The sequence below is a fragment of the Avrilella dinanensis genome (genome assembly GCF_002807015.1).
GTDB classification, from domain to species: Bacteria; Bacteroidota; Bacteroidia; order Flavobacteriales; family Flavobacteriaceae; genus Flavobacterium; species Flavobacterium dinanensis.
Genome location: NZ_NIPO01000001.1, coordinates 1,909,499 through 1,922,878, shown reverse-complemented (window position 1 = coordinate 1,922,878; position 13,380 = coordinate 1,909,499). Strand labels below are relative to the sequence as shown.

Sequence of the window (13,380 nt, the reverse complement as noted above, 5' to 3'; positions counted from 1 at the left end):
ATGAAAAAATTATCCCTGGCTTTTGTTGTTTCGTTTTTCAGCCTGGCTATGTTTGCCCAGCAAAAAAGTCCGGAGCAATATTTAGATTCCATCAAAGGTACGTTTGACAAATATACTGCAGCACAGAGAGTTGATAAAAAATGGCTGACAGAATTGCTTAACAGCGAACTGTTTGCTGAGATGGAAAGTGACGTGGAAAGAATTTCCTATCAGGACGAAGTAGATTTTTACATTCCGAAAGATACTTTGGTCAAAAGACTCAACGAGCTTAACGCTAAATCTGCCTTTCAGATAGAATATTCTGAATCATTGGAAAAGGTTATCAAAAAATTTATCAAAAATCGATCGAGGTCATACGAAAGGCTAATGGCGTTGTCTGAATACTACTTTCCGATGTTTGAGGAAAAACTTGCCCAACATAACTTGCCAATGGAACTGAAATACCTAGCGATTGTCGAATCGGCACTGAACCCAAAGGCTCGTTCGCGAGTTGGCGCAACTGGTTTGTGGCAGTTTATGTACCCAACCGGAAAACAATACGGACTGGACGTAAACACTTTTGTTGACGAACGGTCTGACCCTATTAAATCCACTGAAGCAGCAGTGCAATATTTGTCCGAATTATACAACTTATTTGGCAACTGGGAGCTGGCTCTGGCATCATATAATTATGGTCCGGGCAATGTATCGAAGGCTATCAGACGTTCGGGCGGCAAAACCAACTATTGGGAAATACGGAGTTATATGCCCCGGGAAACACAAGGATATGTTCCTGCCTTTCTGGCGACTATGTATATTTATGAATACCACAAAGACCACAACATTATTCCGATGCGTGCAAACATTCCGTATGTGCAAACCGACACGGTTATGGTTAAAGAGTCTATGAAATTCGACGCGATTGCTAAGCTACTGGATATGAATATCGAGGAGTTGCAACTGCTTAATCCTGCCTACAAATCAGATATTATTCCTTATTATCAAGGCAAACAGTTCAGCCTGAGATTACCATTGGACAAAATCGCGGTTTTTACTGCTAATGAAGAAAAGATATACGACTATTTCGCTTATGAAAAAACGTTCAGCAAAGAATCACCTATCGAGCAGCTGATAGAGGAATCGAATGCTATTGCAAGCACGTCTTCATCGAATCGCTATCATACAATTAGACGAGGGGAAAGTTTAGGCAAAATTGCTCAAAAATACGGCATGTCTGTGACTCAGCTCAAAAAACTAAACGGCATAAGAGGAAATACTATCGTTGCCGGCAAAAAGCTAAAAGTCAGCGGAACACAAGTTGCTTCGACTTCCTCCAACAGATATTATACCGTACGAAGAGGAGATACATTATCTTCTATTGCCAAAAAACACCGCAACGTATCGGTTGCCCAGCTGATGAAAAAAAATAATATCAAAAACGCCAAGTCAATCCGTCCAGGAATGAAACTAAAAATATGATTGTTTAAAGTTTATAAAGTTAGAAAAAGTCAAAGTTGGACTGAGTATTGAAAGCTTAAAAAAAATTGAATAATTTGGAATTTCGGACGTGAAATTACAACTTTAAACAAACTCAATATAACGTGAGGAATTTCGGATACATACTTATCTTTATTTTCCTGCTCACAGCCTGCAGAAAAAAGGAAATACAAATCGGTAAGATAGACCCGTCTTCCGGTGCGATAAACGAGGTCACAATCGTGATTGAAGATAGCTTGTGGAACGGAGCTACCGGCGACAGTATCAGGAAGGTACTTGCTGCACCTATCGCGGAAATTTCTGCTCCGGAACCTATTTTTGATTTGGCACAATATTCTCCGAAAAACTTCGGACGTCGAGCGAAAATGTCGCGGAATATCATTTTGTTTTCGGAAAATGAATCACATCAGTTTGTGCTGAAAAAAAGTCTGTATGCCACTCCGCAGAATTTCTTTTTTATCCGGGGAAAAAATCCGGAAGAAATGACCAAAACGTTTATTTCTCAGGCAGATTCTATTATCAAAACTTTTAAACAGACGGAACTGAATGAACAGCAGCTTTTTATTGCCAAAAATCCGCTACAGGCGATTGATTCAGTCAAAGAATGGTTTGCCATGACCATCAAAGTGCCCGAAACCTATCAGGTTAAAGAAAATATCAAAAATGAGATTGTCTGGTTTCAGAAAGATTTACACTCCGGCGACGTCAACTTGCTGATTTATGAAGTTGCTATTCCGGAAAATCATGTGGAAATCAACCATAATATTAATGAAATTCTTGAAATGCGGGATTTGATTATTGAGCAATACATCTACGGTAACCAACCCGATTCGTATATTTATACCGATTATAACTTCGTTCCGGTCGTGTATATGAGAAATCAGAAGAAATTACCCGCGGTAGAAATCCGTGGAAAATGGGCTATGGAGAACGATTTCATGACCGGTCCTTTTATTTCGCTGGTTATCAAAGATGATTATTACGGAAGATATTTATTTCTGGACGGATTTGTGAACAATTCTTTCCAAAACAAAAGGAATCAATTACTTGAATTAGAAGCGATTATCAAGTCGATTAATTTTTATGAGTGAGGGAAAAAGTTGGGTACTGAGATACTTCCTTCATCAACATGACAAGATTGACAACTGATTTATTTAGAATGACAATATCATAAAATTTTCCTTTGTAAGCTTTGCGGTTTTATCCCCTAATTCGCTGACTCCTCAGAATCTGGCAAATATTCCTCCAGAAAAGCATGATAAAAAACGGTCAATCTTGGAAAAACCCACTCTGCCAGATTATTAACGGTACTATACAATATTGATTCATTCATTTTTTCTTCGGGCACAATCCAATTATTATGGTTAATATTCCGGAAAAAGCCAAACAATACGCTCATAATTAATATCGATTTCAGTCCACTGAACAAAGCTCCGGCAATTTTATTCAACAATCCTAAATGTAGCGTTTTGATTAATCTGGTGGTAAATTTCCCGATGAAATAAACCGCCACCAACACACCAACAAAGGTAATCACAAACGACAGCAAAGCTATCATTCCTTCATCTATATCAGAATGACTGAATAATTGACTACCCACCCAATCCGAAAACCGAAGTGAGCAGTACAGCCCGGCAATCAATCCGAGCAAAGACGCTACCGACGCGACAAAACCTCTGCTAAATCCCTGATAGAGATTCCATGCGAGATATAAACCAATAAAAACATCGAGAATATTCATGTGCGTAAATATCTGAAAAAAATAATTCATATTACGGCAAAAAAATATTTTTAAAAATCGACTATCTTTGTACCTTGAACACAACAACAATGGCAAGAGACGAGAAGTTAAAAGAACAATGGGAAATGGTCAGTCAAAAGATATCGCAACAATTCGGCGATGGCGAAATGATTGACCTCGAAGGAATTATATACCTCATCGGAGTGCAAGAACTCGGAAATTTCAAAAAGAAATTCAAGAAAGACGACAAAGTCAATCTGATGCATATTGCTATCTGCCGGCTACTCGAGCCTTATGGCTACTACGAATTTTCTCATTTCGACGACGATGGCTGGCCACACTACACTGTGAAAGAAGAACTTCCGCCACTCAAAGCCGGCGAACAATCTGTGTTGATGAAAGAAGCGATTGTTCATTATTTCATCGAAAGCGGATATATTAAAGTCTGACTGAAAGCGGTTTATTTCGACAAAAAACTGTAAATTTGCCTCCCAATTACACGACCAACAGATGACTGAACGAATAGAAAAACTGATAGAAGAAGCCAAGGCTTTCTCTGCCGAAAGCAAGGAAGCCTTAGAAGCATACCGCATCAAATTTTTATCTAAAAAAGGTATTTTGAACGAGCTGTTTGCTGAATTCAAAAGTGTGCCTAACGAACATAAAAAAGCCTACGGACAAGTTGTCAATACGTTGAAAAACACCGTAGAAGAAAAAATTAAGACCATTCAGGATTTTTTAGAGGAAAAAGAATCTGTATCAAACCTGCATGATGATTTGACTCGTCCTGGCTTTCCGGTAAATATCGGCAGCCACCACCCTATTACCTTGGTCAAAAACCAAGTTATTGATATATTTTCCGGTATCGGATTTAATGTTTCCGAGGGACCAGAAATTGAAGACGATTGGCATAACTTCGAAGCACTCAACTTTCCGGAACACCACCCGGCAAGAGATATGCAGGACACCTTTTTTGTGGAAATGAATCCTCAGCACTTGTTGCGTACGCATACCTCATCGGTGCAGTCGAGATATATGGAAAACAACCAACCGCCGATACGGACGATTTCGCCCGGACGTGTGTTCAGAAATGAAGCTATTTCGGCTCGTTCGCACTGTATTTTTCATCAGGTAGAAGGTTTATATATCGACAAAGAAGTATCTTTTGCCGACCTGAAACAAACCTTGTTGCATTTTACCAAAGAGATGTTCGGCAAATCGGAAATACGTCTCAGACCGTCTTATTTCCCGTTTACCGAGCCGAGTGCAGAAGTTGATGTATATTGGGGATTGAAAACAGAAACCGATTACCGCATCACAAAAGGAACCGGCTGGTTGGAAATCATGGGCTGCGGAATGGTTGACCCGAATGTTCTGACCGCCAACGGAATTGATGCCGCCAAATACTCTGGATTTGCTTTTGGAATGGGCATCGAACGCATGGCTATGCTACTTTACCAAATCGGGGATATCAGAATGTTTTATGAAAATGATATTCGCTTTCTGGAACAGTTTAAAGCGAATTTTTAGATTATTGAGAAAATATTAATCATAAAAAAATCCCGGGGGAAAAAGATTTCTTTTCTCCGGGATTTTTTCTGTCAAATTGTAAGGTTTATTATTGACAGAGAATCTTTATTACATTAATTACTCCCATTATCTTATTTCACTAATTGTCTGTCTAATTACCTTTACCAACTTCCGCCGGCTCCACCTCCGGAAAAACCTCCGCCTCCGAAACCTCCTCCAAAGCCGCCACCGCCCCAACTACTTCCGCCACCCCACGAGCTGCGTCCACCTCCAGAAAGGATTATCGGACCGCCCCAATCTCTGCGGTAACTGCCACCTTTACCTCCGCCTTTTCCTAACTTACTCATGATAATCAGAAAAACGATAACAAAAATCAAAAGGATAAAAAATGAGCCCCAGCCAAAGTCTTCCTGAGCATAGGTTTGATTGTTTTGATAAGTCCCGGCAAACAGCTCTATCAAAGCGTCTGTACCGGATTGCAAACCATCGTAATAATCACCGTTTCTGAAATATGGAAGGATATCGTTACGAATAATTTCGCCACTGATTCCGGCAGTAAGGATATGTTCCAAGCCATAACCAGGCGATATCCAGATTTCCCGTTCCTGCAATGCCAATAAGATAAATACGCCGTTATCTTCTTTTTCTTGTCCTATGCCCCATTCGTGCCCCCACTTGGGCGTGAGTGTCCCGATATTTTCTCCTTTAATAGTCGGTACTATCGCAATAACAATCTGTGTCGAAGTGCTGTCGGCATAGTTGAGTAATTTTTGCTCCAAACTGCGTTTTTGCTCGCCCGAAAGCAACTGAGCATAATCATACACACTGCTCTGCTGGGCTTTTGGCGGAAGTTTCGGGATATCAAACTGGGCAAATGCTGAGTGAGCAAATGTCAACAATATAATAACCGAAAAAACAAAATGTTTGTAAAAACGCATTTATGATTTAGAAATTTCGTTGGGTAGTTCGTCTATATCGTTTTTCGATACCGGAAAATATTTTTTGAGCTGTTCGCCGGCATTCAAAACTCCGGCAATCAGCCCTTTTTTATATTGTTTTTGTTTAAAATGTGTAATGACCAAATCTTTGGTACACTCCCAAAAATCTCCTGCCACCACACGGTTGATGCCTTCATCGCCCAGTACCACAAAGCTGTGGTCTGCCACGCCAACATAAAACAGCACCCCATTTCGGGCTTCGGTTTTGTGCATATCCAATTGTTCAAACACTTCTTTTGCCCGCTCCAAAGGTAGCAAGTCGGTGTGAGCTTCCAGGTGTACACGAATTTCTCCCGAGGTCAGGTCTTCGGCTTGCCGGATAGCTCCCACCACGGCTTGTTCTTCGTCGTCGGTAAGGAAATCTTCGGTTAGTGACATGGGTATAATCCGTTACATTTTAAAAATTAAACTCTACTTCCGGAGCATTTTCTGCACCTTCTTTGGCCTCAAAATATGGTTTTTGGTCAAATCCGAAGAGCTTGGCAGTAATATTACTCGGGAAACGTCTTACTTTTCCGTTATAGCCTTGTACTGCTTCATTAAATCTCGTACGTGCCGTTAAAATCTGGTTTTCTGTACTGGATAATTCGTCCTGCAATTTCAGAAAATTCTGATTAGTTTTTAATTCCGGATAACGCTCAACTGTTACCAGCAAGCGACTCAAAGCACTACTTACTTCGCCTTGTGCTTCCTGAAATTGTGCAAACTGCTCCGGCGTAACATTTGACGGGTCAATTTGAATAGATGTGGCTTTGGCTCGTGCATTAATCACGGCCTCCAAAGTCGAACGTTCAAAATCGGCAGCTCCTTCAACAGTTTTGACCAGATTCGGTATCAAATCGGCACGGCGTTGGTAGGCAGTTTCTACATTTGCCCATGATTGGTTTACATTTTCGTCCAGATTTACCAATGTGTTATACGAACAGCCTGACAATGATCCCAGTCCAATGATAACCAACAAAATAATAATCCACTTTTTCATACTTTAATTTTATAAGTTGTTTTTAATATTAATCAGTTCTTTTTTTATGTTTTCTAATTTAAGGATAATATCTGTAGTGTTCAGCGGTTTCTTTTTCGCTTGTTTCAGATACTCCTTAGCTCCGTCGAGCGTATAGCCTTTTTCTTTAACTAAATGAAAAATCAGTTGCAGATTTTTAATATCTTCGGGCGTAAACATTCGGTTTCCCTTAGCATTTTTGCGAGGCTTAAGCACATCAAATTCCTTCTCCCAAAAACGAATAAGCGAAGTATTTACCTCAAACGCTTTGGCGACTTCTCCAATGCTGTAATACCTTTTCTCGGGCAAATCAATCTGCATGAATTTTTGTTTATTTAAACGAAGATACAATTTTTATTTTTTCAAAAATATTTTTTAACGCATAAAAGAGCAGTTCTGTTTCACGAAGACCTTCCAGCTTTTTTAATCCGGAAGGTCTGAAAATCAAAAAACTAAATTTTTATTTACTCTCCTTTTTTTCTCAATTTTTTGACCAACTGAGACGCACGATAGCCGAAATCGGCTCCGTAACTGTTAATGATTAATCCTTTGAGATTGTGTTTGTCTGAAGAAACAGCATATAAAATACTTTCATCGCCCGGGTCGGTCATTCCTTCAAATCGGTACACTTCGTCAATGCAAAACTCGTCAGGCGACAACTCCAGCGTTCCCTGCATACATAAGAAACAATCTTTTTCTTCGCTTATCAGAAAATCAGTTGTATAACCTCTTTTTTGTAAGTCATTGACGGCTTCGCTCAATGTTTCGTAAGAATAGGCTGCATTTTCCATAATCTATAATTTTTTAAGGTTAATTTCGGGTTGTTTATCTTTAATTTCAATATCCAATCCTCGTTTTTTAAGCAACGGTTCTATGCTTGGTTTTTTTCCTCTGAAATTCACATAGAGTTCTTCAGGGTCTTGCGTGCCGCCTCTTTCCAAAATGTTTTTTCGGAACGATGCTGCATTTTCCGGGTCAAATAACGAGGTTGATTTAAAAGCTTCGAAAGCATCACTGTCTAAAACCTCAGACCAGATATAGCTGTAATATCCTGCCGAATATCCGCCTGAAAAAATATGATTGAAATAGGTACTTCGGTATCTCGGAATGATAGCATCTGTCAGTCCGGCTTGTTTCATACTGTTGATTTCATACGAAACCACATCGCCTTCAAGCGGTTCTTCGATGGCGTGATACATCATGTCGAGAATAGACGCTGCCAGATATTCGGTAGTGGCAAATCCTTGATTAAACGTTCCGGTTGCTTTCATTTTTTCAATCATTTCGTCCGGAATGGTTTCGCCGGTCTGGTAATGTTTGGCAAACATTTTCAGCACTTCCGGCTCTTCTGCCCAATTTTCCATAATCTGCGAAGGCAGTTCTACAAAATCTCTCGGAACGCTTGTTCCTGCCAGGCTTTCGTATTGCACATCAGACAATAATCCGTGTAAAGCATGTCCGAATTCATGGAAAAATGTGGTTACTTCATCGAATGTCAACAAAGCCGGCGTAGAATCTGTCGGCTGTGTGAAATTACACACTATCGAAATAATTGGTTTGATTCTTTCCCCGTTCACGGTACTTTGCGGTCGGTAGGAAGTCATCCATGCACCACCGTTTTTGGTTGCTCTCGGATGCATATCCATCAGAAGAACACCAATTTCCCTACCGTCTTTTTCAGTCACTTTCCAGGCAGTTACATCTTCGTGATAGACCGGAACATCATTGAGCTGCTCAAATTTTAACCCATATAATTTCTCGGTAACCATAAAAATCCCTTCTCTGGTGTTTTCCAGACTGAAATATGCCTGCATCTGGTTTTCATCAAAATCATATCGCTGCTGGCGGATTTTTTCTGAGTAATATCGCCAGTCTGCCGGTGTAACATCACCCTGAATGCCGTCTTGTTGCATTAATTTTTGGATATCTGCCGCTTCGTTTTTAGCTTTTTGCAAAGCCGGCTGCCAAAGCTGATTCAGCAAATCCATTGCTCCTTCAGGTGTTTTTGACATACTTTCTTCCAACACATAAGCCGCGTGCGACTTATACCCCAGAATGTTTGCTTTTTCCAACCGAAGATTGGCAATTTTCAGTAAAGATTCTTTGTTGTCATAGGCATTATCGTTATTACCTCGCAACTGATAAGCATTCCAGATTTCCTGACGCAGCTCACGGTCTTCGGCATATTGCAGAAACGGCATCACAGATGAGTTGTTCAACGTAAACACCCATTTGCCTTTCTGATCTCTGTTTTCTGCCTCTTTGGCGGCGGTCTCAATCAGCGGAGTCGGTAATCCTGCCAACCGGCTTTCGTCGGCAACAACCAAAGTGTAATTATTGGTTTCGTTGAGTACGTTGTTACCAAATTTTAGTGTCAGCAAGGCGATTTCACTGTTGATTTTTCTTAATCTTTCCTTTTTTTCTTCCGGCAAATTAGCTCCGTTCCGAACAAATGATGTGTAGGTTTTTTTCAATAATTGTTTTTGTTCCGGTTTAAGCTGGCTGGTTATTTCTCCGTTTTCGTTTACCGATTTGATTCTGGCAAATAATTTCTCATTCAGGAAAATATCATCTGAATTTTTGGATAAAACCGGTGCTAATTCTTCTGCGATTTTTTGCAGTTCTTCATCACCATTGGCATTTTTCACATTGTAAAACACCCGTGTGATGCGTTTTAAATCTTTTCCGGAACTTTCCAATGCTTCTATGGTATTGGCAAAATCAGGTGTATCGGCATTTTCTGCAATGGCTTTGATTTCTTCTTGTTGTTTCTCAATAGCTTCTTTAATTGCCGGCTGATAATGCTCATTTTTGATTTGGTCAAACGGGGGCATCTGATAAGGCGTATTCCATTCGGCAAGCAGGGGGTTACTCTGCTTTTTTTTGTTATCACATGAAACAAGGCTTACACCAACTAACGTCAGAATGATTAAAACATTTTTTTTCATTGAAGTAAGATTATTTAGGTTTTGCCACGAATATACTAAATTTTAACGAATCTAAATAATTTAATTTGAAGATATCAATGTTTGCTTTATATTTGCTCTTTTAAATTAATCTAAATAAATAAAATGTCTGCCAAGAAACAGAAAAAGTACGGATTCAGAAAGTTCATGAACGACCTCCATCTTTGGCTGGGTGTGGCGAGTTCTCTGGTGCTGTTTGTTGTTTGCTTTACCGGAACGGTTTATGTATTCAAAACAGAGATTGAAGAATGGTTAGAGCCTGATAAATATCAAGTAGAAAATGTTTTAGACCAAAAACTGACTATCGACGAATTGGCTCAGATTACGGCTGACGAAACGAAAGGCACAATCAACCGCATTACATTTACCAATGACGAAAAGCGGACTTATAAAATAAACGCAAGCACCAATCCGGAAAACCGCCGGGGCGAAACTTTTTTGGTTGACCCTTATACCGGCGAAATCAAAGGCGGAACGAAAGGTGTAGCTTCCGAGTTTTTCATGACAATGTTCAAACTGCACCGCTGGCTGATGCTCGATACAGAAATCGGCAGACCTGTTGTCGGAATTGCCACGATTATATTCATTATACTGTGTTTTTCAGGATTCATCTTATGGTTTCCAAAAAAAATCAAAGGTTTCAAAAGCCTTAAACCCGGACTGAAAATAAAATGGAAAGCCAACTGGAAAAGAATCAACCACGACCTGCACGTCACTTTGAGCTTTTATAGCTTGATTTTATTGCTGATAATGGCATTTTCCGGTTTGTTCTGGTCGTTTGACTGGTATAAAAAATTCCTATCGGTCACACTTGATGCCCAAGTGGGGAAATATCCAGCACCGTCATCGCTGAAAAACGGAGAATCACCGGAGAAATCAAACAAAAAGAAGAAAGAAGAAAACGCAAAACCGAACATTGTGATTTCGTACGAAAAAGCGTTGCAAATCGCACAGAAAGAATTACCGTATCACGGTCAGGTTTCGATTGGTTCACCGGAAAAAAATGGTATTTATTCTGTCACAAAATATAACGAAAACCGTTTTAATGCTACGGCATACGACCAAATCAGCATTCATGCAGAAACAGGCGAAGTAACCGAAAAAAAACTGTTTGACGATTATCGTTTCGGCGAGAAAATCGCCAAGCAAATCAAAGCCATTCATATGGGAACTATTTACGGCACTTTCTCAAAATGGCTGTATTTTATCTCTTGCCTGATAGCCACTTCGCTACCTTTAACCGGTATTTTCATCTGGCTGAACAAAATGAAAAAGAAACCGAAAAAGAAGTGATTTTTAAGAAATTATTAAGTCTGTAAATTAAAGTTTTTTTGTAAATTTGTGGAATTAAAATAATTAGACTATGTATCCAGAAGAGATTGTAAAACCAATGAAAGAAGAATTAGTTTCGGCTGGTTTTAAAGAATTATATACAACAGAAGATGTAGAAAGTGCATTGTCACAACAGGGAACAACTTTGGTGGTTATCAATTCGGTTTGTGGTTGTGCAGCACGCAACGCCCGTCCAGGAGCAAAAATGAGTTTGGAAAATGCTAAAAAACCTGACCACATCGTTACTGCATTTGCAGGTGTGGACAGAGAAGCTGTTGATGCAGCACGGGAAAAAATGTTTCCGTTTCCGCCATCATCACCATCTATGGCATTGTTCAAAGACGGCGAATTGGTACATATGCTGGAAAGACACCACATCGAAGGACACCCGGCTGAAATCATCTCTGAAAACCTGAAAGCGGCATACAACGAATATTGCTAAGCAAGAAAAAAGGTTGAGAAAAAGTAAGAAAACCACCAAAATTTAAGGTGGTTTTTGTTTATATTTGAAAAAAGACAAGCGTGGTAAAGATATTATCCTATCCGATAACCGTTATATTTTACATTTTTTTCGGGTTGAGCTTATTGATTTTTCACCCGATACAATGGGTTTGCCTGAATTGGTTTGGTTACCGGGCACACAAAAAAAGTGTGGATATACTTAACTGGTTTTTGTTGCGTTGCGGTAATCTGTTAGGAACAACTTATCAGACACAACACATATCAACGATTCCGGAAGACGTGCCTGTGATATTTGTATCCAATCATCAGAGTATGTACGACATAGCGATGAAAATATGGTATCTCAGAAAAAAACACCCGAAATTCGTCAGCAAAAAAGAACTGGGAAAAGGAATCCCAAGTGTATCGTTTAATTTAAAGCATGGTGGCTCGGTGTTGATTGACCGGAAAGATTCAAAACAAGCTCTGGTAGTCATAAAAAAATTAGGACAATATATAGAAAAGCACAATCGAAGTGCAGTAATCTATCCCGAAGGCACCCGTTCTCGAACGGGTAAGCCGAAAAAATTTTCAGAAAACGGACTGAGAATTCTTTGTAAATATGCACCAAATGCTTATATTGTACCTGTAACCATCAACAATTCGTGGAAAATATTCCGATACGGAATGTTTCCGTTGGGGTTAGGAGCCAGTTTGTCAATGTATATTCACCCGGCAATGAAAATAAGCGAGTACAGTTTTGAGGAAATTTTTGAGAAAACACATACCGCAATTCTGTCAGAAATAAAGTAAAACAAGCCTTAGCAATAAGGCAAAAAACAATTGTTATGTCAATAAAAAATGTACGTCTGGAAGTAATGCAGTTTCTGGAAAAAAACATCAATGATTTTGTCCAGAAATATCTGATTCCGGTGGAAAAAATCTGGCAGCCGTCAGACTTACTGCCCGATTCAGAGAACGAAGAATTTCTGGAAGAAATAAAAGAACTGAGAGAGCTGGCAAAAGAATTGCCTTATGATTTCTGGGTGGTTTTGGTTGGCGACACCATTACCGAAGAAGCCTTACCTACCTACGAATCATGGCTGATGGACGTTGAAGGTGTGAACCAGAAAGCCGGAGAAGAAGATCCAGGCAATGGTTGGGCAAACTGGATAAGACACTGGACGGGAGAAGAAAACCGACATGGAGATTTGCTAAATAAATACTTGTATCTGTCTGGCAGAGTAAACATGAAAGAAGTGGAGATATCTACCCACCACCTGCTCAATGATGGTTTTGACCCGGGTACGGACAGAGACCCTTATAAAAATTTCGTGTTTACCAGTTTCCAGGAGCTGGCAACTTATATTTCCCATAACAGAGTAGCTCAGCTGGCAAAACAATACGACAATCACAAGTTGTCCAGAATGTGTAAACTGGTTGCCGGCGATGAGATGAGACATCATCATGCTTATTCGGAATTCGTGGACAGAATTTTCCAGGTTGACCCGTCTGAAATGATGAAAGCTTTCCATTACATGATGAAAAGAAAAATTACCATGCCTGCCAATTTAGTCCGGGAATCGGGTGGAAAAATCGGTGAGGCATTTCATCAGTTTTCAGAATCTGCACAGCGAATCGGAGTTTACACTTCGATGGATTATGTAGATATTCTCAATAAACTAATCAACCGCTGGCAAATTGATAAAATTGACAACCTGACCGACGAAGCGGAAAAAGCTCGTGATTATCTCATGAAACTTCCAGACAGATTAACCCGCCTGGCAGACAGAATGAAAGTGAGCGAAGAATCACACGTTTTCAAATGGGTAAATCCTGCTTTGGTTAAATAAACAACAAAGCCTTTCTGGAATCAGAAAGGCTTTGTTTGTATTG

15 protein-coding genes are annotated in these 13,380 nt (G+C 39.8%); 8 read left to right on the top strand and 7 right to left on the bottom strand.

Annotated elements, in window-relative coordinates; translation table 11 throughout:
* Complete coding sequence (locus CDL10_RS09205) at window positions 1-1,458, top strand: lytic transglycosylase domain-containing protein (protein WP_100678257.1); 1,458 nt, start codon at window positions 1-3, stop codon at window positions 1,456-1,458.
* Window positions 1,459-1,580: 122 nt separating this feature from the next.
* On the top strand, window positions 1,581-2,567 hold the full coding sequence (locus CDL10_RS09200; protein WP_100678256.1) for a DUF4837 family protein: 987 nt from the start codon (window positions 1,581-1,583) through the stop codon (window positions 2,565-2,567).
* A 116-nt stretch (window positions 2,568-2,683) separates the two neighbouring features.
* On the opposite strand, the gene CDL10_RS09195 is transcribed toward CDL10_RS09200, so the two are convergent.
* A complete protein-coding gene (locus CDL10_RS09195) occupies window positions 2,684-3,247 on the bottom strand; it encodes a CvpA family protein (RefSeq protein ID WP_100678255.1) in 564 nt (187 codons plus the stop codon).
* A 59-nt stretch (window positions 3,248-3,306) separates the two neighbouring features.
* Here CDL10_RS09195 and CDL10_RS09190 point away from each other — a divergent pair, with 59 nt between their 5' ends.
* The gene (locus tag CDL10_RS09190; RefSeq protein ID WP_100678254.1) at window positions 3,307-3,666 is read left to right on the top strand and encodes a hypothetical protein; all 360 of its coding nucleotides are present in this window, start codon (window positions 3,307-3,309) and stop codon (window positions 3,664-3,666) included.
* A gap of 61 nt (window positions 3,667-3,727) precedes the next feature.
* The gene (gene pheS / locus CDL10_RS09185) at window positions 3,728-4,747 is read left to right on the top strand and encodes a phenylalanine--tRNA ligase subunit alpha (RefSeq protein WP_100678253.1); all 1,020 of its coding nucleotides are present in this window, start codon (window positions 3,728-3,730) and stop codon (window positions 4,745-4,747) included.
* Between the two features lie 161 nt (window positions 4,748-4,908).
* On the opposite strand, the gene CDL10_RS09180 is transcribed toward pheS, so the two are convergent.
* The 6 genes from CDL10_RS09180 to CDL10_RS09155 form a co-directional block, all read right to left on the bottom strand.
* On the bottom strand, window positions 4,909-5,685 hold the full coding sequence (locus CDL10_RS09180) for a TPM domain-containing protein (RefSeq protein WP_100678252.1): 777 nt from the start codon (window positions 5,683-5,685) through the stop codon (window positions 4,909-4,911).
* Window positions 5,686-6,123: a TPM domain-containing protein gene (locus tag CDL10_RS09175; RefSeq protein ID WP_100678251.1), complete on the bottom strand. Its 438-nt coding sequence runs from the start codon at window positions 6,121-6,123 to the stop codon at window positions 5,686-5,688.
* Window positions 6,124-6,142: 19 nt separating this feature from the next.
* Window positions 6,143-6,727 carry a LemA family protein gene (locus CDL10_RS09170; protein ID WP_100678250.1) on the bottom strand — a complete coding sequence of 195 codons (585 nt, stop codon included), beginning with the start codon at window positions 6,725-6,727 and terminating at the stop codon, window positions 6,143-6,145.
* A gap of 9 nt (window positions 6,728-6,736) precedes the next feature.
* Window positions 6,737-7,066 carry a MerR family transcriptional regulator gene (locus tag CDL10_RS09165; RefSeq protein WP_100678249.1) on the bottom strand — a complete coding sequence of 110 codons (330 nt, stop codon included), beginning with the start codon at window positions 7,064-7,066 and terminating at the stop codon, window positions 6,737-6,739.
* A gap of 143 nt (window positions 7,067-7,209) precedes the next feature.
* Entirely contained in the window at window positions 7,210-7,536 is a 327-nt protein-coding gene (locus tag CDL10_RS09160; RefSeq protein ID WP_100678248.1) for a phosphoribosylpyrophosphate synthetase, read from the bottom strand.
* Window positions 7,537-7,539: 3 nt separating this feature from the next.
* The gene (locus CDL10_RS09155; protein WP_100678247.1) at window positions 7,540-9,693 is read right to left on the bottom strand and encodes a M3 family metallopeptidase; all 2,154 of its coding nucleotides are present in this window, start codon (window positions 9,691-9,693) and stop codon (window positions 7,540-7,542) included.
* Window positions 9,694-9,816: 123 nt separating this feature from the next.
* Here CDL10_RS09155 and CDL10_RS09150 point away from each other — a divergent pair, with 123 nt between their 5' ends.
* The 4 genes from CDL10_RS09150 to CDL10_RS09135 all read left to right on the top strand — a co-directional run bounded on the left by CDL10_RS09150 (window position 9,817) and on the right by CDL10_RS09135 (window position 13,337).
* Window positions 9,817-11,004, top strand: a complete 1,188-nt coding sequence (locus CDL10_RS09150) for a PepSY-associated TM helix domain-containing protein (RefSeq protein WP_207760150.1) — start codon at window positions 9,817-9,819, stop codon at window positions 11,002-11,004.
* Between the two features lie 70 nt (window positions 11,005-11,074).
* Window positions 11,075-11,485 carry a BrxA/BrxB family bacilliredoxin gene (locus CDL10_RS09145; RefSeq protein WP_100678246.1) on the top strand — a complete coding sequence of 137 codons (411 nt, stop codon included), beginning with the start codon at window positions 11,075-11,077 and terminating at the stop codon, window positions 11,483-11,485.
* An 80-nt stretch (window positions 11,486-11,565) separates the two neighbouring features.
* Window positions 11,566-12,297, top strand: a complete 732-nt coding sequence (locus CDL10_RS09140; protein ID WP_100678245.1) for a lysophospholipid acyltransferase family protein — start codon at window positions 11,566-11,568, stop codon at window positions 12,295-12,297.
* 35 nt (window positions 12,298-12,332) lie between these two features.
* Entirely contained in the window at window positions 12,333-13,337 is a 1,005-nt protein-coding gene (locus CDL10_RS09135) for an acyl-ACP desaturase (RefSeq protein WP_100678244.1), read from the top strand.
* Window positions 13,338-13,380 lie beyond the last annotated feature (43 nt).

Excerpts from the sequence above, each read along its gene's own strand:
- CDL10_RS09205 (WP_100678257.1), top strand. The coding sequence starts at position 1 with ATGAAAAAATTATCCCTGGCTTTTGTTGTTTCGTTTTTCAGCCTGGCT.
- CDL10_RS09195 (WP_100678255.1), bottom strand. The coding sequence starts at position 3,247 with ATGAATTATTTTTTTCAGATATTTACGCACATGAATATTCTCGATGTT.
- CDL10_RS09190 (WP_100678254.1), top strand. The coding sequence starts at position 3,307 with ATGGCAAGAGACGAGAAGTTAAAAGAACAATGGGAAATGGTCAGTCAA.
- pheS (WP_100678253.1), top strand. The coding sequence starts at position 3,728 with ATGACTGAACGAATAGAAAAACTGATAGAAGAAGCCAAGGCTTTCTCT.
- CDL10_RS09180 (WP_100678252.1), bottom strand. The coding sequence starts at position 5,685 with ATGCGTTTTTACAAACATTTTGTTTTTTCGGTTATTATATTGTTGACA.
- CDL10_RS09175 (WP_100678251.1), bottom strand. The coding sequence starts at position 6,123 with ATGTCACTAACCGAAGATTTCCTTACCGACGACGAAGAACAAGCCGTG.
- CDL10_RS09170 (WP_100678250.1), bottom strand. The coding sequence starts at position 6,727 with ATGAAAAAGTGGATTATTATTTTGTTGGTTATCATTGGACTGGGATCA.
- CDL10_RS09165 (WP_100678249.1), bottom strand. The coding sequence starts at position 7,066 with ATGCAGATTGATTTGCCCGAGAAAAGGTATTACAGCATTGGAGAAGTC.
- CDL10_RS09160 (WP_100678248.1), bottom strand. The coding sequence starts at position 7,536 with ATGGAAAATGCAGCCTATTCTTACGAAACATTGAGCGAAGCCGTCAAT.
- CDL10_RS09155 (WP_100678247.1), bottom strand. The coding sequence starts at position 9,693 with ATGAAAAAAAATGTTTTAATCATTCTGACGTTAGTTGGTGTAAGCCTT.
- CDL10_RS09150 (WP_207760150.1), top strand. The coding sequence starts at position 9,817 with ATGTCTGCCAAGAAACAGAAAAAGTACGGATTCAGAAAGTTCATGAAC.
- CDL10_RS09145 (WP_100678246.1), top strand. The coding sequence starts at position 11,075 with ATGTATCCAGAAGAGATTGTAAAACCAATGAAAGAAGAATTAGTTTCG.
- CDL10_RS09135 (WP_100678244.1), top strand. The coding sequence starts at position 12,333 with ATGTCAATAAAAAATGTACGTCTGGAAGTAATGCAGTTTCTGGAAAAA.